Source organism: Enterobacter sp. DVT3837 (genome assembly GCF_056238685.1).
Genome location: NZ_JBWDLA010000001.1, coordinates 1,292,915 through 1,312,201, shown reverse-complemented (window position 1 = coordinate 1,312,201; position 19,287 = coordinate 1,292,915). Strand labels below are relative to the sequence as shown.

Sequence of the window (19,287 nt, the reverse complement as noted above, 5' to 3'; positions counted from 1 at the left end):
GTGTGATGAAAGCGTTATCCAAACTGAAAGCGGAAGAAGGGATTTGGATGACCGACGTGCCGGAGCCGGAAGTCGGTCATAACGATCTGCTGATCAAAATTCGTAAAACGGCTATCTGTGGTACTGACGTTCACATCTACAACTGGGACCAGTGGTCGCAGAAAACCATTCCGGTACCGATGGTGGTGGGTCACGAATATGTCGGCGAAGTGGTGGGTATCGGCCAGGAAGTAAAAGGCTTCAAAATTGGCGACCGCGTCTCCGGTGAAGGCCATATTACCTGCGGTCACTGCCGTAACTGCCGCGGTGGGCGTACGCACCTGTGTCGTAATACCATTGGCGTGGGCGTAAACCGTCCGGGCTGCTTCGCGGAATACCTGGTGATCCCGGCGTTTAACGCGTTCAAAATCCCGGATAATATCTCTGACGATCTGGCCTCCATCTTCGACCCGTTCGGCAACGCGGTGCACACGGCGCTCTCCTTCGACCTGGTCGGTGAAGATGTGCTGGTTTCCGGCGCAGGCCCAATCGGGATTATGGCTGCAGCGGTGGCGAAGCACGTTGGTGCGCGTAATGTCGTGATTACCGACGTGAATGAATACCGTCTGTCACTGGCACGCAAAATGGGCGTGACCCGCGCGGTGGATGTCTCTAAAGAGAGCCTGAGCGACGTAATGGAAGAGCTGGGCATGACCGAAGGCTTCGACGTAGGCCTGGAGATGTCCGGCGCGCCACCGGCGTTTCGCACCATGCTGGATACCATGAACCACGGTGGTCGTATTGCCATGCTGGGTATTCCACCGTCAGACATGTCTATCGACTGGAACAAGGTTATCTTCAAAGGACTGTTCATCAAAGGCATCTATGGCCGTGAGATGTTTGAGACCTGGTACAAGATGGCTGCACTGATCCAGTCTGGCCTGGATCTGTCGCCAATTATCACTCATCGTTTCTCCATTGATGAATTCCAGCAGGGCTTTGACGCAATGCGTTCAGGCCAGTCCGGGAAAGTTATCCTGAGCTGGGATTAACCTGCTCTCAGGCACCCGTTTTTACGGGTGCCCTTACACTTTTTAGCGGTTTGACTTTCCAGGGGTTACTTGTTAACTTCTGGCGAATTTTTCTCCACAGAGTCTTCTCCGCGCGTTCATTCTTGCAGTCATAATGATTACGTCAGGAAAGATTTTGCCAGGCTAATCAGGCTATTATGTCCACATTGTTTTCGCAGAAGTTGGTTAACACCCCTCCACGGCTTGCCGCTTTTTTAACGGTAGTGATTTCTCTGCTAATAGTCATTGGCGTTAATATTATCCATGCCAAATATAATGCGGTGATTAACCGTACGCTGGTTTTTGCACTGGTATTGCTGACACTGAAATGTATAAACAATAAATTAATCAGAAATGTACTGGCGATTATTTTATTAATTCCGGTTGCGGCAGATATTACTTTACAGTTGTACGCATGGAATAATTTCAATTCAGCGTTTAGCTATGGGTTTGCGCTGAGCGTACTCAACACGACACCAGGTGAAGCAAGTTCGATGCTCGGCTTGTACTGGCGCGATTGTCTGACCTTTATTGCCCTGTCTGCATTATTTATTTATACCGCCAATACCGGCATGTGGCCTGTCGCACCGCGTTTTCGTCGCTGGCCAGCCATCGTACTTGTCGTCACGCTGCTGTCTTTTTATGGTCAGGCGTTACAGCACCAGCTCCGGAAAAGCAGTGTTGAAAGTCTGGCGCAGCGTGTGGTTCAGGCGACGCCTGTTAGCACGGCAAAAGTTTTCATGCAGGCGATTGAAGATAATGCAGTAGTCGCCAACATCGGTAACAACATCCCTGATTATAAGATCGCGCTAACCGAAACCGGCATCGAAAATTATGTGCTGATCATTGGCGAGTCCGAGCGTACGGCAAATATGGGTATCTATGGTTATCAACGAGATACTACACCGGACCTGGAGAAGCAAAAATCGCAGCTTTTACTGTTCCGTAATGCTGTGACGCCAGCACCGGTTACAATTATGGCCGTGCCACTGGCGTTGACCGCTGATGCCGTGAATGCGCGCGATCCGAAAAAATATGGCGATAACGTCATCAATATCGCGAATAAGGCGGGATATGATACTTACTGGTTTAGTCGTCAGGGCAAGGGTGGGGCGCATAATAACGTCATCACCGGAATTGCCATGAACACCAGACAGCATGAATGGATTGACGGCGGCTACGATGAAGACCTCCTGCCTCTGTTGCAGAATGCGCTTAAAACACCGGGCAAAAAACTGGTCGTCCTGCATTTATATGGGAGCCACGAGCCTTCCTGTCGACGTTTCCCGGCCAGTGAGGCGGTGTTACACGGTGATAATGAAGCCGATGATTGTTATGACAACTCGGTGCGCTATACGGATAAGTTGATGGGCAAGGTGTTTAGCTTGCTGGAAAACTCGCGCTCTTCGGTCATGTATTTCTCCGATCATGGCCTGATTCGCGATCCGAAGCGCGCTGTGGCTTACTCTCACGGCAACGTTAATCCTCCGCGAGAAGCTCTGCATATCCCGGCGTTTATCTGGTATGGACAACAGGTTGATTCGGATAAAAAGTATACCGGAGATTACAATACTGTTTGGTCTGCTGATGACGTTAATACGCTTGCTGAACTGTGGCTTGGGATCCACCGTCAGGGAGAGCCTGTTCAGACGGTACAGTCCTGGCTTGCGGGTTACAATAAGGATGTTACCGTGCTGGACACAACCGGGAAGTCCTATGACTGGCGTAATATTCGTTAACACTGGTGCGATAAACTTGTTTTTAGCGGTGTGCTAGCCTGCTTTACTTTTAGTAAATGGAATGATGATGATTAATGTAGAACGAGATAAGGTCCAGTTTGCATTGTTGCAATTACTCTTCGGACTGTGCGCGCTTGCTTTTGGTTGCGTCGTGGTTTCACCTAATTTATCCGCGAAAATTTTGGGGCTGGCGGGTATAACCGCATTAGTGATTTTCTTGTTGGATATTAAAAACTTCAGAAAGAATGATGCATTCTGGCTTTGTCTGGTTCTGCTGATCATCGGGGTTTGCGATCTGATCTGGTACCGGATGTATAAGGTTGATAGCGAAGCGATCAACTCGTATCGCGCTTACCTGGAAGTCGGGAAAATCTGCCTGTTTGGGGCTTTCTCCATTTTTGTGTTTGTAAACCGTAATCAGCTCAAAGTAGGCTGCAATAAGATCCATATGTTACTGGTCATCGCATTGCAATTGATGATCGTTGCCTACGCCGGGTACCAACATCTGTTTCTTGAAAACCAAAGGGTAACGCTCTCCCTTGCTGGTGGTGCGGATGCGACAGGGGCTGCTTATACCATTGCATTTATCTCGTTCTACACGATTCTGGTGCTACAACACAGTTCAAGCAGATGGAAAGAGCTGTTTATCCTTGGGCACTTTTTTATTACCTTCCTGGTACTGGTGGCGACAGAAACGCGTGCCGCCATTCTGACCTATCCGATTATTTTCTTCGGTTTGCTGGTGGTGAAGCTGTACAAGGAAAAGCATATCCCGTGGAAAGGGGTTTCTGTTTTCCTGATTGCATTGTTGGCTGGCGCATTTATGATGAAGGACAGCCTGATTCAGCGTTATCATGACTTTAATAGCGACATCGTTTCCTATGATAAAGCGAACAGTGCCACGTCTGTTGGTGCACGTTTCGCTATGTGGAAGGTGGGATTAGCGGCGTCTAAAAATAATTATTTATGGCAGTCTACTGATGAGCGAAACGTAAAGATTGTCGAAGAAGTTAATAAAGATCCAAGCCTGTCAGGCGCGCTGGATCACATCCGTGGTCATCTTCATAATGAAATTGTTGAAACACTCTCTGTAAAAGGCCCTTCTGGCGTTATTCTTTATATCCTGTTTGTAATATCGCTTGGCTGGTATGCACTGTGTAAACGTAAAAGTATTATTCTTTTCGCTTTCCTCGTTTCGATAGTTATGTTTGGAGTGGGCGGCGTAATGTTCTATTCTAAAACAACACCTGTAGCCTGGATGCTGACACTTATAATGTCGATCGTTTTCCTGGAACAAAACAAACATCGAACGGTCATTAAGTAATCATTTTGATTCTCCATCGGGAAAAAGGTATTCTCCCGATGGAGAAATATCTTTTACCAGACGAGCCCGCCATGAACGAACTGATTTCAGTAATCATCACTACTTACAACAGAGAGGAGTTGCTGGAACGCGCAATTCGTTCAGTTATCGCTCAGACATATCCTGCGGTAGAACTGGTTATTGTTGATGACTGTTCTAATGAAAAAACCGCGCAACTTATTGAGCGTATGCGCGCGGAGTGTGAAGCGCGCTTCGTGCATTTCACCTACGAACGTAATGAGAAGAACAGCGGTTCCAACTTCAGCCGCAACCGGGGTTACGCACTCTCGCACGGCGTGTTTGTCACCGGTCTGGATGACGACGACTATTTCCTCCCTGAGCGTTTATCAAAGCTGGTTTCGCGCTACGATGAAAACTATGCCTTTGTCACGGATACGCCTGCCCGACTGGACAAAACTCACCGCACCTATCCAGATACCAACGATAAAAGAATAATTGGTTTACAGGATATCCTCTGTGAAAACGTGGTGGGTAATCAGGTACTAACAACAAAAGAGAAACTGTCTGGCGTGGGTGGTTTTTCCCCTGAGATTAAACAACAGCAGGATCGCGATGTCTGGATTAAATTAATCCTGAAATATGGTCCTGGTATTAAATACAGTTTTAGCACTGCCATGGTGGATGCTGAGCACGGCAGTAACCGAATTACCTCGCAAATTAAAAAATATAATGCTTACCGGAAGCTGTATTTTAAATATCGTGAGCATATGTCTGAGATTACGCGCAGTAATAATCTTTTTCAACTTATGTCGTTTCGCGGTTTTAAATCTACACGTATGAACTGTTTATTACGTGGACATAAAAAAGACGCGAAGCTAAGAATGAAACTATTCCGCCGTACGTTAAAAGAGTTGTTCTGAATTTGATTAGGTGAAATGATGAATATCAATGTAACGAACAAACTTATCAAGAAAACACATCGTTGGCACAAAAAAACGGGTCTTTCTCTTTTTCAGCGTGCGGCAAGTCATTTCGAACAGAAGAAAAAAGAGATGATTTTTAGTGTTATTGATGATCTGAAGGTTCAGTCTGAGGATTTAGACGTAACGGAACCGATGCAATCGCGTATCATCTGGATTTGCTGGTTTCAGGGGCTGGAGAGTGCACCTGAGTTAGTGAAACGTTGTATTGCATCTGTTTATAAACATACTGATGAGTTTAAAGTCATCATTATCACTGATAAAAATTTCTCAAATTATCTTTCTCTACCTTCTGATATCATTGAGAAATATAATTCTGGATTAATTGGGAAAGCTCACTTTTCGGATGTATTGCGTTGTTGTTTGCTTCATGAATACGGTGGTGTTTGGCTTGATGCTACTATATTCTTGACTCGAAAATTATCCCCTTCTCTCCTTGATCTGTCATTTTGCTCGTTGCGTTTTAATCATCCGGACAATTATGCGTCCATCAGTAATGGTTTTTGGACAACTTATTTTCTTGCATCCAAAAAAAATGATTACTTGATCGGTTGTATAATGAATACCCTTATAAAATACTGGCAAAAATATGATGTGGCTATTGATTATTTTTTGATGGATTATGTTTTTTGCTATTACTTAGAGAAAGACTCGATTGCTCAAAAAATTATTTTTGCACAGCCTGTTCTGGGGGAAAGACGCTTCTTACTTAAGCATAATATGAACAATAGATGCTCTATTGAGTTAATAGAAAAATTTAAACAAGATAATACCGGAATTTATAAATTATCTTATAAAGAATCTTACCGCACTTCGGACAGCGGTCAGCCAACCGTGTACAGCAAGATCCTTGATGGTACCTTCCATCTGGAGTAAGAGAAAAGGCTCCTTCTGCAAGGTGGCTTTTTGTTATCAGGATTTCTTACCCCATCCCTGCCATTGCTGCTGAACGTATTTCGCCAGCGTGCTTTCTCCAATGCTTTCGCCAATCACCGAGAAGAAGCGGGTCGCGTAGACCGGCGCTGGCGGCTGTTTTGGTTTGCAACTCTTCACGCCGCGGAACGGATTACGTGGAGCTGTCGGAGCGGGCTGGGCAGAATTCGGTGTAGAGGTGTCCACCAGCGGTTCATTCAGCAGGTCGCTCGGGCGTACCAGCGTGATGTCAGACGGTAATGTCGGCAGCATCTGTTGCAGAACACGGACGGTAGACGGATGCGGGTGACCAATAGCAATAGCTGAACCATTGCGTCTGGCCAGCTGTACGGCACGATTGAACTGCACGCGAATGTCCGCTTCGTTTTGCGTATCATCCAGGAATACCTTGCGCTTAATCACCTTCACACCTGTTCCCTGAGCGGCGCGCATCGCCTGGCTGTTACCAATCGTCATGCTATCGAGGAAGTAGAGGTTGTAGCGCTCCAGCGCCTGCATCACCTTGAGCATCCCATACAGGCTCGATGTCATCGCGCTGCCCATGTGGTTGTTCAGCCCTACGGCATACGGCACTTTGTTGTATGCGTCGCGGATGATGCGCTCGATCTCATCGCTGCTCATATCCGGGCGCAGGGTATCTTTTTCCAGTGGCTGCTTGCTGAGCGGTGCCATCGGCAGATGGATGAGAACCTGATGTCCACTGTTATGGGCTTTGGTCGCCATTTCGCGCGCGTGCGGCGCATTGGGCAGGACGGCAACAGAGATGGCTGACGGCATGGCCAGCACCTGGTTTTCAGTTTGCGGACGATAACCGAAGTCATCAATCACAATGGCGAGTTTACCGGCGTATACCGGTGCAGCCAGCGCCAGTACGCTGGCGACGGAGAAAACAATTCGACGAAATTGAAGCAAAACTTATCTTCCCAACCACGGTTGTGGATTGACCGCCTGACCCTGGCGACGAATTTCGAAATAGAGTGACGGGCGGCCCTGACCGCCACTGCTGCCCACAAGGGCGATGGGTTGGCCGGCGCGCACCTGCGTGCCGACGCTGACCAGTGCGCTCTGGTTGTAGCCGTAAAGACTCATATCACCTTTACCGTGTTCGACCACCACCACCAGCCCGTAACCCTGCAGCCAGTCGGCCAGAATCACGCGGCCATCGGCAATGGCTTTCACTTCGCTACCTTCAGACGCACCGATAACTATCCCTTTCCAACGTAGCTCACCCTGCAGCTGTTCGCCATAACGATGCAGAATTGAACCACGTACGGGCCAGTACGCCTGGCCGCGAGGAGAGCCCAAACCACCGGTTCGCGACATCAGGGAACGTTCGCTTTCGCTTGGTTTGTAGGTTGTCCCTTTGCGGGATGCTTCCTGCTGTTTGTCGCGAACGGCCTGCGCCTCGCAGGCCTCTTTGTCGGCGCGTGCTTTCGCTGCGGCTTCCGCACGGGCGATGCTGTTGCGCAGTTTTGATTCGTTGGCACGCATTTCGCTCAACTGGCTCTGCCCTTCCTGAATGGAGGACTCAAGGCCAGAAAGCGTTTTCTTACGCTCGTTACGTGCCTGCTCGAGTTTTGCCTGCTGGGCCTGCTGATCGTAGAGCAGCGTCTGCTGCTGGCTCTGCTTTTCTTCCAGCTCGGCTTTTTGCGTGGTGACCTCTTCGCGCGTCTGTTTCAGCTGCGCGATAGTCTCCTGACGCGCCTGGTTCAGGTAGCCAAAGTAAGCCTGCAGGCGCTGACCGCGCTGGCTCTCTTCACCGCTGAGGATTAGCTGAAGGCCGGTGTGCTCACCCTGGCGGAATGCGGCATCAAGCTGCGCTGCAAGGTTGCGTTCCTGCGCATCACGCTGACGTTCCAGTTTGGCAATCGACGCGTTCATCTCGTCGATCTGTTTATTCAACTGGGCGAGGGTGTTTTGTGTTTCACGGAGTTTACGCGTGGCGGCGGAGATCGCCTCTTCCTGCTGTTTAAGCTGGGCGAGTAGTGCGGAGCGTTGCTGTTGTTGCTGACGTACCGCACGCTCTTTGGCGGCGATATCGGCCTGAATAGATTTGAGCTGGTCGCGGTCATCCGCGTGGGCGGATGCGGCGCACAGCAATACGCCAGCGCTGAGTGCGCTGGCGTAAAACAGAGGTCTGACTGATAACCTAAGCGGCTTCACGACCCATGTGATTGAAAAAATCGCCTTTCCCCTCATGGGGAGCGATTATTCCACGATGAACAGCGGCTTACCAGTCATCTCTTCAGGGATCGGCATACCCATCAGCGACAACATGGTTGGCGCGATGTCAGAAAGCTTGCCGCCTTCCACTGCTTTCAGGGCTTTATCACCGACATAAATCAGTGGAACAGGCAGGTTGGTATGGGCAGTGTGCGCCTGGCCGGTTGCCGGGTCGCGCATCTGTTCAGCGTTACCGTGGTCAGCGGTGATCAGGAGCTGACCACCAACAGATTCAACGGCTTTCGCGACCTGATCAACACAGTGATCCAGCGCTTCAACTGCTTTTACCGCCGCTTCCATGACCCCGGTATGGCCAACCATATCGCCATTTGGGTAGTTACAGATGATGGTGTCGTACTTGCCGCTCTCGATGGCCGCAACCAGTTTTTCGGTCAGTTCCGCAGAGCTCATTTCTGGCTGCAGATCGTAGGTGGCCACTTTCGGCGAGTTGATCAGAATACGGTCTTCGCCTTTGAACGGCTCTTCAACGCCGCCGTTGAAGAAGAAGGTCACGTGTGCGTATTTTTCAGTTTCGGAAATACGCAACTGCGTTTTGTCGTTCTTCGCCATCCACTCACCAAAAGTATTGGCCAGCGAGGCTGGTGGATATGCGCATGGGGCTTTGATGTCTGCCGCGTATTCAGTCAGCTGGATGAAATCGAGGTTGACCACTTTCTTACGGGCAAAACCGTCGAAATCGCTGTTAACGAACGCACGGGTGATTTCACGCGCGCGGTCAGCACGGAAGTTCATGAAGATCAGCGCGTCGCCATCTTCCATGGCGGCATCAGCCTGGCCTTCAGCACGAATGACGGTCGCTTTCACGAATTCGTCGTTTTCATCACGCGCGTAAGCGGCTTCCAGACCCTCAACAGCGGTGGCGAACTGGAACTCACCTTTTGCCAGGGTCATCAGGTCATAGGCCTGTTCAACGCGATCCCAGCGATTGTCGCGGTCCATCGCGTAGTAACGACCAATAATGGACGCCACACGGCCTTTGCCTAATGCGGCAAATTTGTCTTCGAAGGCTTTCAGCGAACCTTCAGCGCTGCGTGGTGGCGTATCGCGACCGTCCAGGAAGGCGTGCAGATAGATTTTTTCCGCACCGCGCTCAGCGGCCAGTTCAACCATCGCCATGATGTGATCTTCGTGGCTGTGAACGCCGCCAGCAGAGAGCAGGCCCATGACGTGAACGGCTTTGCCTGCAGCCACGGCTTTATCTACCGCGCCAGACAGAACAGGGTTGGAGAAGAAGGTACGTTCTTTGATTTCAACGTCCAGGCGGGTCAGATCCTGATACACGATACGGCCCGCGCCCAGGTTCACGTGACCCACTTCGGAGTTACCCATCTGGCGATCCGGCAGACCGACTTCCAGGCCGGATGCGTCAATCAGGGTATGGGGACGTTTTGCCCACAGTGCATCCATGACCGGGGTTTTGGCGTTGAAAATGGCGTTATCCTGTTGATCTTCACGGTAGCCATAGCCATCCAGAATCACCAGTACCATAGGTTTTTTAGAAACCGACATTGCGACAACCTCATGCTCAAGAGACGAAAAATTTGCGTAATTTTACTACAGCTGAATCGATCAAATAGCCGCAGAAGATCAAAGAATGCGTAGGGGTAAGGCGCTTCTCTGGTCATTTTGAGGCTTTTTTTTCGTGGCATGCCTCAGAAAATGGATTAGCTTAATGTCGCTGGCTGTATTTGCCACAACGCACAGGTATACTCCTGTCCTGGTTTTTTTAATCACTTAGTCGGGAGTTGTTACCCCCCATGCAAGAAATTATGCAATTTGTTAGCCGCCACCCGGTTCTGAGCATCGCGTGGATTGGCCTGCTGGCCGCTGTGCTGTTCACTACCTTTAAAGGGCTGACGTCTAAAATTAAGGTGATCACCCGTGGTGAAGCCACGCGCCTGATCAACAAAGAAGACGCTGTGGTTGTCGATCTCCGTCAGCGTGATGATTTCCGCAAAGGCCACATCGCAGGTTCTATCAACCTGCTGCCTGCTGAAATCAAAGCGAACAACGTTGGTGAGCTGGAAAAGCATAAAGCCCAGCCAATTATCGTCGTGGATGGTACTGGCATGCAGGCGCAGGAATCGGCTAACGCACTGCACAAAGCAGGTTTCGAAAACGTAACGGTACTGAAAGAAGGTATTTCCGGCTGGAGCGGGGAAAATCTTCCTTTGGTTCGCGGTAAATAAGGAGTTCAGTGATGGCCAATATTGAGATCTACACCAAAGCAACCTGTCCGTTCTGCCATCGTGCGAAAGCACTGCTTAACAGCAAAGGCGTCACGTTCCAGGAATTGCCAATCGATGGTGACGCGACAAAACGCGAAGAGATGATTCAACGTAGTGGTCGCACGACGGTTCCGCAGATTTTTATTGATGCGCAGCACATTGGCGGCTGTGATGACTTGTATGCGCTCGACGCACGTGGTGGACTCGATCCCCTGCTGCGCTAAGAGACTTTAGGACAATTAAAAAGGGTTTTTCCATGTCAGAACAAAACAACACCGAAATGACTTTCCAGATCCAGCGCATCTACACCAAGGATGTCTCTTTCGAAGCGCCAAATGCGCCACACGTTTTCCAGAAAGATTGGCAGCCAGAGGTTAAACTTGATCTGGATACCGCATCCACCCAACTGGCGGATGATGTGTATGAAGTCGTACTGCGTGTGACTGTTACCGCTTCTCTGGGCGAAGAAACGGCTTTCCTGTGTGAAGTACAGCAGGGCGGCATCTTCTCCATCGGCGGCATTGAAGGCAACCAGATGGCGCATTGCCTGGGTGCATACTGCCCGAACATCCTGTTCCCGTATGCGCGTGAATGCATCACCAGCCTGGTTTCTCGCGGTACATTCCCGCAACTGAACCTTGCGCCAGTAAACTTTGATGCGCTGTTCATGAACTATCTGCAGCAGCAAGCTGGCGAAGGTGCTGAACAACATCAGGATGCCTGATGAGCACTGTTAATGCGTCAATGACTGTGATCGGTGCCGGCTCATACGGCACCGCTCTTGCCATCACACTGGCAAGAAATGGTCACGATGTGGTCCTGTGGGGCCACGATCCAAAACATATCGCGACGTTGCAACATGACCGCTGCAACGTGGCGTTTCTCCCTGACGTTCCGTTCCCAGACACCCTGCACCTGGAAAGCGATCTTGCGACTGCACTGGCAGCCAGCCGCAACATTCTGATTGTGGTGCCAAGCCATGTCTTTGGCGAAGTGCTGCGCCAGATCAAGCCGCTGATGCGTCCGGATGCACGTATTGTATGGGCGACGAAAGGACTGGAAGCCGAAACCGGGCGTCTGCTGCAGGACGTTGCCCGCGAAGCGCTGGGCGATACTATTCCGCTGGCGGTCATCTCCGGCCCGACCTTTGCCAAAGAGCTGGCTGCTGGCCTGCCAACAGCGATTTCGCTGGCTTCAACCGATCAGGCCTTCTCCGACGATCTTCAACAGCTGCTGCACTGCGGCAAGAGCTTCCGCGTCTACAGCAACCCCGATTTTATCGGCGTGCAGCTGGGCGGTGCGGTGAAGAACGTGATTGCGATTGGTGCCGGGATGTCAGACGGCATTGGTTTTGGTGCCAACGCACGTACGGCGTTGATCACCCGTGGTTTGACAGAAATGTCCCGTCTGGGAGCGGCACTGGGTGCCGATCCGGAGACCTTTATGGGGATGGCAGGTCTGGGCGACCTGGTGCTGACCTGTACCGACAACCAGTCTCGTAACCGCCGCTTTGGCATGATGCTCGGACAGGGCAGCGATGTAAAAGGCGCGCAGGAGAAGATTGGTCAGGTGGTTGAAGGTTACCGCAATACCAAAGAAGTTCGCGAACTTGCCCATCGGTTTGGCGTTGAAATGCCAATAACCGAGGAAATTTATCAGGTATTGTATTGCGGAAAAAATGCGCGCGAGGCAGCATTGACCTTATTAGGTCGTGCGCGCAAGGACGAGCGCAGCAGCAACTAGTCGCAGGGAACCGTTGTCACCCAACGATACGGCCAGCAGAGACTGGCCGATCGTACTATTACGTCTGGAGTAAGCAATGCCGTGTGAAGAACTGGATATCGTCTGGAACAATATTAAAGCCGAAGCCCGGGCGTTGGCCGACTGCGAGCCTATGCTGGCCAGTTTCTACCACGCGACGCTACTCAAGCACGAAAACCTCGGCAGCGCCCTGAGCTATATGCTTGCCAACAAACTGGCCTCCTCAATTATGCCTGCCATCGCCATTCGCGAAGTGGTAGAAGAGGCCTACGCCGCAGATCCGGAAATGATCGCCTCTGCCGCCTGTGATATCCAGGCTGTGCGCACGCGTGACCCGGCTGTCGATAAATACTCTACACCGCTGCTGTACCTTAAAGGCTTCCATGCGCTTCAGGCCTACCGCATTGGTCACTGGCTGTGGAACGAAGGCCGCCGCGCGCTGGCCATCTTCCTGCAAAACCAGGTGTCTGTAACCTTTCAGGTTGATATCCACCCGGCGGCGAAAATTGGCCGTGGGATTATGCTCGACCATGCCACCGGCATTGTTGTCGGTGAAACGGCGGTGATTGAAGATGACGTCTCTATTCTGCAATCGGTCACGCTGGGCGGTACGGGCAAAACCAGCGGCGATCGTCACCCGAAGATCCGTGAAGGGGTGATGATTGGCGCAGGTGCCAAGATCCTCGGGAATATCGAAGTAGGGCGCGGGGCGAAGATTGGTGCGGGTTCAGTCGTGCTTCAGCCAGTTCCGCCGCACACCACCGCCGCTGGCGTACCGGCACGTATTGTCGGCAAGCCAGACAGCGATAAACCGTCAATGGATATGGATCAGCACTTCAACGGTATCCACCATACTTTCGAGTATGGGGACGGTATTTAACTTCTGAGAATGGCGCCCGGGTATCCCAACTGGCGCCATGCTTCATACACAACCACTGACACCGCATTTGACAGGTTCATGCTGCGGCTGTCCGGCATCATTGGAATACGGATTTTTTGCTCTGCGGGCAGGGCGTCCAGGATGATTGCGGGCAGGCCACGGGTTTCCGGGCCAAACATCAGATAATCCCCTTCCTGATAGCTCACCGCGCTGTGTGCAGGCGTCCCTTTCGTGGTCAGGGCGAACATACGATGTGGCTTTTCGCTTTCCAGAAACGCGGCGTAATCATGATGACGCACCACGGCAGTAAATTCATGATAATCCAGCCCCGCGCGCCGCAGACGTTTGTCGTCCCACGTAAAACCCATTGGTTCAATGATATGCAGGCGAAAACCGGTGTTTGCACACAAGCGGATGATATTGCCGGTATTCGGCGGGATTTCTGGTTCGAATAAAACGATGTTAAGCATTCTGCCCCCTTAATTGCGGGGGCAGAATAGCAGAAAAGAGAGGAACTACGCGACGCCGGGTTCCTGCGAGCGGCTATACAGCATTTTGTAGACGGTTGCCGCAGCGGCCACCAGGGCGGGTACGCTGAGGATCATTAAAATACTGTCTGCCTGCCACTGCATGGAAAGAAGCTGAGCGCTGGTCATGGTTCCCGCCACCCCGCCAAAGCGGCCGATGCCCTGCATCCAGGCGATACCCGTCGCGCGGCACTCGGTAGGGTAAAAGGTCGCGGCCAGGGTCTGCATGCCCGATTGCGCACCGTTCATTGCGATCCCCATCAGGAAAATCAACCCGCCAAACAGGGCGATATGGTTATGCTCAAGGCCGAGTAACAGGATCAGTACCATTGTCAGGACAAATCCCCCTGCGACCACCTTGTGCGCTTCCCAGCGGTCCATCATCCAGCCCGCGAGCAGAATGCCTGCGGTACCGCCGAAGGTGAACAGCGAGGTGAGCCAGGCGGATTCCGCCAGAGCATAACCCATCCCCTGCATCAGCGTCGGCATCCAGCTCAGCAGGACGTAGTAAATGACCAGCCCCATAAAATAGGTCACCCACAGCATCAGGGTACCGGGCAGCCAGGGCATAGAAAACAACTGCGCCACGCTCCCTTTTTTAGACACGACTTTCTCCTCCGCCAGGAAAAAGCCCGTGGCACTCTCCAGCGTGCTGCGGGCGAACCGGCTGGCGATACGGCGGATCTGCATGACGTCTTTCCCGCGCTGAACCAGAAACTTCACTGACTCCGGTAAAAGCAGCGCCAGCAGCAGCGTTAAAATCAGCGGAGCAATCGCGCCGGTCAGCAGCACGCTTCGCCAGCCGTGGTGGGGGATAAGCCAGGAAGAGATCGCGCCGCCGCCAGCCGCACCCAGAGGGAAGCCGCAGTACATGGTGTTAATCGCCATGGCGCGGCAGCGCTGGGGGGCAAACTCGGAGATCAGCGTGATGGCGTTAGGCATTGCAGCGCCGAGGCCCAGACCCGTCAAAAAGCGCCACAGCGTGAGCGTATTCAGACTTTGCGCCCAGGCCGTTCCCAGGCTCGCAAGACCGAAGAACAGACACGAAAAGACCAGTACGCGTTTGCGTCCCATCCGGTCCGATACCGGACCGGCGATAAGTGCCCCCAACGACAGCCCCAGCAGCGCTGCGCTCAGCACCGGCCCCAGATCCTGTTTGTGTATCCCCCATTCTGCCGACAGCGTAGGCGCGATGTAACCCATCGCCGCCGTATCAAAACCATCGATCGCCAGAACCAGAAAGCCCAGCACGATAAGAAGCCAGTGAAACCCTGAAAAGGGACTCTCATCGATCACCTGCTGAATATCCACCTTACCTGAATATGTCATACGCTCCCCTCTGATGTGATGTTGTTTTTGTGTTCTTGTATTTGCTTGTCTATACAATTGCGCGCGGCAGGTTGATGTCAAATTTTCTTATCCAATATGTTATCTGGATGTTATTTTTGGCATAAAAAAGCACCCGAGGGGGAATCGGGCGCGTGAAAAAGAGGTGTTAATGGGGAAGACTCAGGCTGCGTTTCCCTGAGCAAGCGGAGCCAGCGCCGCCGGTAATTTGCTTAACTCCTGCACCAGGGAATCCTTACTGATTTCACTAATCGTTTTCGCGCCAGTTAACGTCATCGCCACCTTCATCTCTTTTTCGATCAGGTTCAGCAGGTTTGCCACACCCGCCTGGCCCGCCGTCGCCAGCGCATACAGATACGCACGCCCCAGCAGTACGCTGTCAGCGCCCAGCGCGATCATACGCACCACGTCCAGCCCGCTGCGGATGCCGCTGTCAGCCAGGATAGCGATGTCGCCTTTCACTGCATCGGCAATGGCAGGCAGGGCTCGTGCGGAAGAGAGCACACCGTCAAGCTGGCGTCCGCCGTGGTTAGAAACCACAATCCCGTCAGCGCCAAAGCGTACCGCGTCGCGGGCATCTTCCGGGTCGAGGATCCCTTTGATCACCATCGGGCCGTCCCAGAAATCGCGGATCCACTCCAGGTCTTTCCAGGAGATGGACGGGTCGAAGTTATTTGCCAGCCAGCCGATGTAATCTTCCAGCCCGGTAGGTTTACCAAGGTAAGCCGAGATGTTGCCCAGATCGTGTGGACGTCCGTTCAGACCGACATCCCAGGCCCATTGCGGATGCGTCACCGCCTGCCAGTAACGGCGCAGGGCGGCATTCGGGCCGCTCATGCCTGAGTGAGCATCACGGTAGCGTGCGCCGGGGGTTGGCATATCGACGGTAAAGACCAGCGTTGAGCAGCCCGCCGCTTTGGCACGCTCCAGCGCATTACGCATAAACCCGCGATCGCGCAGAACGTACAGCTGGAACCACATCGGGCGCTTGATGGTTGGAGCGACTTCTTCAATCGGGCAGACGGAAACGGTGGAGAGGGTAAACGGAATGCCTTTGGCATCTGCAGCCGCGGCCGCCTGTACTTCGCCACGACGGGCGTACATGCCACACAGGCCTACGGGGGCGAGGGCGACCGGCATTGAGAGCGTTTCATTGAACAATTTCGTCTCAAGGCTCAGGTCAGACATATTCTTCAGCACGCGCTGGCGCAGAGCCACTTCCGACAGGTCTTCCACGTTGCGACGCAGGGTGTGCTCGGCATAGGCCCCGCCGTCGATATAGTGAAACAGGAAAGGTGGCAAAATGCGCTGCGCCGCGGCGCGATAGTCACTGGCTGCTGAAATAATCATGCTTTGTTCTCCCTGGAAATATCACTGTCGCCAGGCAGACGGGTAATACGCGCCTGTCGGGCCTGATCTTCATCGAATCGTTTAATGGTGGTGTGTACGAAGCCCAGATGCGCCATCATCGCTTTTCGCGCGGCCTCGGCATCACCGGCCAGAATGGCGTTAAGCACCGCCTCGTGTTGTTCGGTCAACTGGGCAAACACCGGTGGAACCAGATACATACGCTGGCGGCTCTGCTTCACGGAGGATTGCAGCAAGTCGAAGAAACCGCGCATGGTCTGCAGCAGAACCACGTTGTGTGATGCCTCGGCAATCGCCAGGTGAAAGCGCACGTCCGCCTGGGAGGCGATATCCGGGTCACTGCTTTGCGTGGCCTCAAAACAGGCTCTTAGCTTCTCTTTATCGGCCTCGGTTGCCCGCATGGCTGCATGCCAGGCGGTACTGGTTTCGATGGCGTGGCGCGCTTCAAGGATGTCAAAGCTGTAGTCCGGGTCGTTCTCCATCAGCGTCTTCAGCGGCTGAACGATGTTTTGCTCAGACCAGTCATCATGCTGCCAGCGGACAAACGTGCCACCACCGCGGCGGCTTACCAGTACCCCTTCGCTGACCAGTGTCGCCAGTGCCTCACGCAGCGAATTACGTGATACACCCAGCTGGGCGGCGAGTTGGCGTTCGGCGGGCAATTTCATGCCCGCTTCCAGCTGTTGTTCTTCAATCAGCGCCCGCACGCGAGAGGCGATCTCGTCGGACAGGCGTCTGGGCATCACTATCATGGAATCATCCAGGTTAAGACATAGGCCTGCAGGGTGGTGATCACCCCGACCATGCAGGTGAATATCAGGCTGTGTTTCACGGTAAAGCGGAACAGGTCCGACTCTCTACCCACCAGTCCCACCGCAGCACAGGCAATGGCGATAGATTGCGGGGAGATCATTTTCCCGGTCACGCCGCCAGTGGTGTTAGCTGCCACCAGAAGGACATCTGACACACCAATCTGTTGGGCCGCCGTTGCCTGCAGAGCAGCAAACAGGGCGTTAGACGAGGTATCTGAACCGGTCAGGAACACCCCCAGCCAGCCGAGGAACGGCGAGAAGAAGGTGAAGGCGTGGCTGGTATGGGCCAGCGCCAGCGCCAGCGTCGATGACAGGCCGGAGTAGTTCGAGATAAACGCGAACGCCAGCACCATGCCGATGGAGTAAATCGGCAGCATCAGCTCTTTAATGGTCGCCGCAAAGGTCTGTACTGCAGCGACAGGCTTCATGCGCAGCCAGACAACAGAAAGGATAGCGGCGAACAGAATCGCCGTACCGGTCGCGGAGAACCAGTCGAATTTGTATACCGCGGCATACGGCGTTGCGGTGTGGACCACTGGCGGCATACGGGCGACCATCTTGTCGAGGAACGGCACGGAGATGTTAATCACCATGTCGTACAGTGCGCCACCCGGTGCGAAGAGGGCTTTAAACGGTGGGATGCTCCACAGCGTCACCGTTGCGGTCAGGAACAGGAACGGCGACCAGGCACGGATCACCTGTCCTGCCGTATAGCCTGTACGCGCCAGGGTTTGATCAACCTGCGAGGCGCCCATATCGGCAAAACGGAATCTATGGTCACTCCCGTTTTTGCAACACCGATTTTGACGACAAGTTGGCTTGCTTGAATCTATCCGGCGTCTGAATGGGATTTTATTCCCGCGCCTTGATGAGTTCCGCGCCTGATGAACCTCCAGAAAATATACGGCTTCAATGAGCCTTTCCGTTTTACAGGTTCCTCAACAGGCCGGTGGGCCGTTAGTATCATCAATATCAGTATTCGCAAAACCAGATCAGTAATTCTTTAAACCGGTGTATTTCTGCCGTTATGCTACATAAGTTTGCTGTCGTGCCGTTAGGGCCCAGGCTATTCTGGCCAGCTTGTTTGCCAGAGCACAAGTGACGACAAAGTTGCTTTTCCGGCACAGTAAATCCCTGACCCAATCGGCCAATTTGCCAGACTGGTGTTCCAGTTTTTGTATGAATACCCTGGCACATTGAACCAACAAAGTTCGGATCTTTTTATTACCTCGCTTACTAATTCCCAGCAATGTCGTCCTACCTCCCGTGCTGTACTGCCGAGGTACAAGCCCTGTTGCCGCCGCAAAGTCACGGCTGCTGGCGTACTGCTTCCCGTCGCCAATCTCAGTTGAAATAGTACTCGCTGTCAGTGTTCCGACGCAGGGAATGCTCAGCAAGCGCTGTCCAACCTCATCTTCGTCCAACTTTCGTTTCAACTGGGATTCCAAATCTTTAATCTGCTCAACAAGATAGTGATAATGCTGTTGTAATTTCAGCAATAACTGGCTGAGGTAAAGAGGCAAACTATTATCCTCAAGAATGGTACTCAGTCGGCTAATAACGGCAGCTCCTCGGGGAACGCTAATGCCAAATTCCAGCAGAAAAGCATGCATTTGATTGGTTGTTTTTACCTTATCCTGAACCAGGGATTCACGGACACGATGCAGAGCCCGCATTGCCTGCTGAGATTCCGTTCTGGGCTGCACAAAACGCATAGACGGACGCGATGCAGCTTCACAAATAGCTTCGGCGTCGACAAAGTCGTTTTTATTGCTTTTAACGAACGGGCGGACAAATTGTGGTGATATCAGCTTTGGGGAATGCCCCAACTCTTCCAACTTGCGTGCCATAAAGTGAGAACCGCCACAGGCTTCCATTGCGATGGTTGTAGCGGGGCATGTCGCCAAAAATTCGATCAACTTTGGCCGGGTAAATTTTTTACGGTAAACAGCCTTCCCGCGACGATCCTGGCAATGAATATGGAAAGAGTTTTTACCCAGATCGATACCAATGAGCGCAATGTTTTCCATGATAGTTCTCCGAATGAAAGCCTGTCCTCAGCATAGTACCGGGAAGGAGGGAGTGACCATCTCAT

General features: G+C 52.5%; 18 protein-coding genes and 1 pseudogene. 10 read left to right on the top strand and 9 right to left on the bottom strand.

Annotated features, from left to right (window positions below):
* Positions 1-5: 5 nt before the first annotated feature.
* From tdh to AC0XWG_RS06350, 5 genes are all read left to right on the top strand, one after another.
* Positions 6-1,031 carry an L-threonine 3-dehydrogenase gene (gene tdh, locus AC0XWG_RS06370; RefSeq protein WP_028017870.1) on the top strand — a complete coding sequence of 342 codons (1,026 nt, stop codon included), beginning with the start codon at positions 6-8 and terminating at the stop codon, positions 1,029-1,031.
* Positions 1,032-1,207: 176 nt separating this feature from the next.
* The gene (locus AC0XWG_RS06365; protein ID WP_475680466.1) at positions 1,208-2,788 is read left to right on the top strand and encodes a phosphoethanolamine transferase family protein; all 1,581 of its coding nucleotides are present in this window, start codon (positions 1,208-1,210) and stop codon (positions 2,786-2,788) included.
* 67 nt (positions 2,789-2,855) lie between these two features.
* A complete protein-coding gene (locus AC0XWG_RS06360) occupies positions 2,856-4,112 on the top strand; it encodes an O-antigen ligase family protein (RefSeq protein ID WP_134708594.1) in 1,257 nt (418 codons plus the stop codon).
* A 71-nt stretch (positions 4,113-4,183) separates the two neighbouring features.
* A complete protein-coding gene (locus AC0XWG_RS06355; protein WP_128348855.1) occupies positions 4,184-5,032 on the top strand; it encodes a glycosyltransferase in 849 nt (282 codons plus the stop codon).
* A gap of 18 nt (positions 5,033-5,050) precedes the next feature.
* Positions 5,051-5,968: a capsular polysaccharide synthesis protein gene (locus AC0XWG_RS06350; RefSeq protein ID WP_475680465.1), complete on the top strand. Its 918-nt coding sequence runs from the start codon at positions 5,051-5,053 to the stop codon at positions 5,966-5,968.
* A gap of 36 nt (positions 5,969-6,004) precedes the next feature.
* Here AC0XWG_RS06350 and AC0XWG_RS06345 read toward each other — a convergent pair whose 3' ends face one another.
* The 3 genes from AC0XWG_RS06345 to gpmM are packed head-to-tail and all read right to left on the bottom strand — an operon-like array spanning position 6,005 to position 9,778.
* Entirely contained in the window at positions 6,005-6,937 is a 933-nt protein-coding gene (locus tag AC0XWG_RS06345) for a divergent polysaccharide deacetylase family protein (protein WP_475680464.1), read from the bottom strand.
* Between the two features lie 3 nt (positions 6,938-6,940).
* A complete protein-coding gene (envC, locus tag AC0XWG_RS06340) occupies positions 6,941-8,200 on the bottom strand; it encodes a murein hydrolase activator EnvC (RefSeq protein WP_475680764.1) in 1,260 nt (419 codons plus the stop codon).
* A 33-nt stretch (positions 8,201-8,233) separates the two neighbouring features.
* Positions 8,234-9,778: a 2,3-bisphosphoglycerate-independent phosphoglycerate mutase gene (gpmM, locus tag AC0XWG_RS06335; protein WP_475680463.1), complete on the bottom strand. Its 1,545-nt coding sequence runs from the start codon at positions 9,776-9,778 to the stop codon at positions 8,234-8,236.
* 248 nt (positions 9,779-10,026) lie between these two features.
* On the opposite strand from gpmM, the gene AC0XWG_RS06330 reads away from it, so the two are divergent.
* From AC0XWG_RS06330 to cysE, 5 genes are all read left to right on the top strand, one after another.
* Entirely contained in the window at positions 10,027-10,458 is a 432-nt protein-coding gene (locus tag AC0XWG_RS06330) for a rhodanese-like domain-containing protein (RefSeq protein ID WP_028017878.1), read from the top strand.
* A gap of 11 nt (positions 10,459-10,469) precedes the next feature.
* The gene (grxC, locus tag AC0XWG_RS06325; protein ID WP_014068373.1) at positions 10,470-10,721 is read left to right on the top strand and encodes a glutaredoxin 3; all 252 of its coding nucleotides are present in this window, start codon (positions 10,470-10,472) and stop codon (positions 10,719-10,721) included.
* Between the two features lie 32 nt (positions 10,722-10,753).
* Complete coding sequence (gene secB / locus AC0XWG_RS06320; protein ID WP_003860835.1) at positions 10,754-11,221, top strand: protein-export chaperone SecB; 468 nt, start codon at positions 10,754-10,756, stop codon at positions 11,219-11,221.
* Complete coding sequence (gene gpsA / locus AC0XWG_RS06315) at positions 11,221-12,240, top strand: NAD(P)H-dependent glycerol-3-phosphate dehydrogenase (RefSeq protein WP_134708576.1); 1,020 nt, start codon at positions 11,221-11,223, stop codon at positions 12,238-12,240. Before secB ends, gpsA begins: the two co-directional genes overlap by 1 nt.
* Before the next feature lie 76 nt (positions 12,241-12,316).
* Positions 12,317-13,138 carry a serine O-acetyltransferase gene (gene cysE, locus AC0XWG_RS06310; protein ID WP_008502718.1) on the top strand — a complete coding sequence of 274 codons (822 nt, stop codon included), beginning with the start codon at positions 12,317-12,319 and terminating at the stop codon, positions 13,136-13,138.
* Here the strand turns inward: cysE and trmL are convergent.
* The 6 genes and pseudogenes from trmL to AC0XWG_RS06280 all read right to left on the bottom strand — a co-directional run bounded on the left by trmL (position 13,135) and on the right by AC0XWG_RS06280 (position 19,222).
* The gene (gene trmL, locus AC0XWG_RS06305; protein WP_049006964.1) at positions 13,135-13,608 is read right to left on the bottom strand and encodes a tRNA (uridine(34)/cytosine(34)/5-carboxymethylaminomethyluridine(34)-2'-O)-methyltransferase TrmL; all 474 of its coding nucleotides are present in this window, start codon (positions 13,606-13,608) and stop codon (positions 13,135-13,137) included. The two genes, cysE and trmL, sit on opposite strands and share 4 nt — an antisense overlap.
* 45 nt (positions 13,609-13,653) lie before the next feature.
* Complete coding sequence (locus AC0XWG_RS06300) at positions 13,654-14,994, bottom strand: MFS transporter (protein WP_108089329.1); 1,341 nt, start codon at positions 14,992-14,994, stop codon at positions 13,654-13,656.
* Between the two features lie 180 nt (positions 14,995-15,174).
* Positions 15,175-16,362, bottom strand: a complete 1,188-nt coding sequence (gene lldD / locus AC0XWG_RS06295; RefSeq protein WP_028017882.1) for a quinone-dependent L-lactate dehydrogenase — start codon at positions 16,360-16,362, stop codon at positions 15,175-15,177.
* Entirely contained in the window at positions 16,359-17,132 is a 774-nt protein-coding gene (lldR, locus tag AC0XWG_RS06290) for a transcriptional regulator LldR (protein ID WP_028017883.1), read from the bottom strand. Before lldR ends, lldD begins: the two co-directional genes overlap by 4 nt.
* Positions 17,129-17,962 (bottom strand): annotated as a pseudogene (locus AC0XWG_RS06285) (lactate permease LctP family transporter); the annotation flags it as partial. The gene lldR and the pseudogene AC0XWG_RS06285, both read right to left, overlap by 4 nt.
* Positions 17,963-18,217: 255 nt before the next feature.
* Positions 18,218-19,222 (bottom strand): IS110-like element IS4321 family transposase, encoded by a 1,005-nt coding sequence (locus AC0XWG_RS06280; RefSeq protein ID WP_000427623.1) that lies wholly within the window; start codon positions 19,220-19,222, stop codon positions 18,218-18,220.
* Between the last annotated feature and the right edge of the window lie 65 nt (positions 19,223-19,287).

Excerpts from the sequence above, each read along its gene's own strand:
- tdh (WP_028017870.1), top strand. The coding sequence starts at position 6 with ATGAAAGCGTTATCCAAACTGAAAGCGGAAGAAGGGATTTGGATGACC.
- AC0XWG_RS06365 (WP_475680466.1), top strand. The coding sequence starts at position 1,208 with ATGTCCACATTGTTTTCGCAGAAGTTGGTTAACACCCCTCCACGGCTT.
- AC0XWG_RS06360 (WP_134708594.1), top strand. The coding sequence starts at position 2,856 with ATGATTAATGTAGAACGAGATAAGGTCCAGTTTGCATTGTTGCAATTA.
- AC0XWG_RS06355 (WP_128348855.1), top strand. The coding sequence starts at position 4,184 with ATGAACGAACTGATTTCAGTAATCATCACTACTTACAACAGAGAGGAG.
- AC0XWG_RS06350 (WP_475680465.1), top strand. The coding sequence starts at position 5,051 with ATGAATATCAATGTAACGAACAAACTTATCAAGAAAACACATCGTTGG.
- gpmM (WP_475680463.1), bottom strand. The coding sequence starts at position 9,778 with ATGTCGGTTTCTAAAAAACCTATGGTACTGGTGATTCTGGATGGCTAT.
- AC0XWG_RS06330 (WP_028017878.1), top strand. The coding sequence starts at position 10,027 with ATGCAAGAAATTATGCAATTTGTTAGCCGCCACCCGGTTCTGAGCATC.
- grxC (WP_014068373.1), top strand. The coding sequence starts at position 10,470 with ATGGCCAATATTGAGATCTACACCAAAGCAACCTGTCCGTTCTGCCAT.
- secB (WP_003860835.1), top strand. The coding sequence starts at position 10,754 with ATGTCAGAACAAAACAACACCGAAATGACTTTCCAGATCCAGCGCATC.
- gpsA (WP_134708576.1), top strand. The coding sequence starts at position 11,221 with ATGAGCACTGTTAATGCGTCAATGACTGTGATCGGTGCCGGCTCATAC.
- cysE (WP_008502718.1), top strand. The coding sequence starts at position 12,317 with ATGCCGTGTGAAGAACTGGATATCGTCTGGAACAATATTAAAGCCGAA.
- trmL (WP_049006964.1), bottom strand. The coding sequence starts at position 13,608 with ATGCTTAACATCGTTTTATTCGAACCAGAAATCCCGCCGAATACCGGC.
- AC0XWG_RS06300 (WP_108089329.1), bottom strand. The coding sequence starts at position 14,994 with ATGACATATTCAGGTAAGGTGGATATTCAGCAGGTGATCGATGAGAGT.
- lldD (WP_028017882.1), bottom strand. The coding sequence starts at position 16,362 with ATGATTATTTCAGCAGCCAGTGACTATCGCGCCGCGGCGCAGCGCATT.
- lldR (WP_028017883.1), bottom strand. The coding sequence starts at position 17,132 with ATGATAGTGATGCCCAGACGCCTGTCCGACGAGATCGCCTCTCGCGTG.
- AC0XWG_RS06280 (WP_000427623.1), bottom strand. The coding sequence starts at position 19,222 with ATGGAAAACATTGCGCTCATTGGTATCGATCTGGGTAAAAACTCTTTC.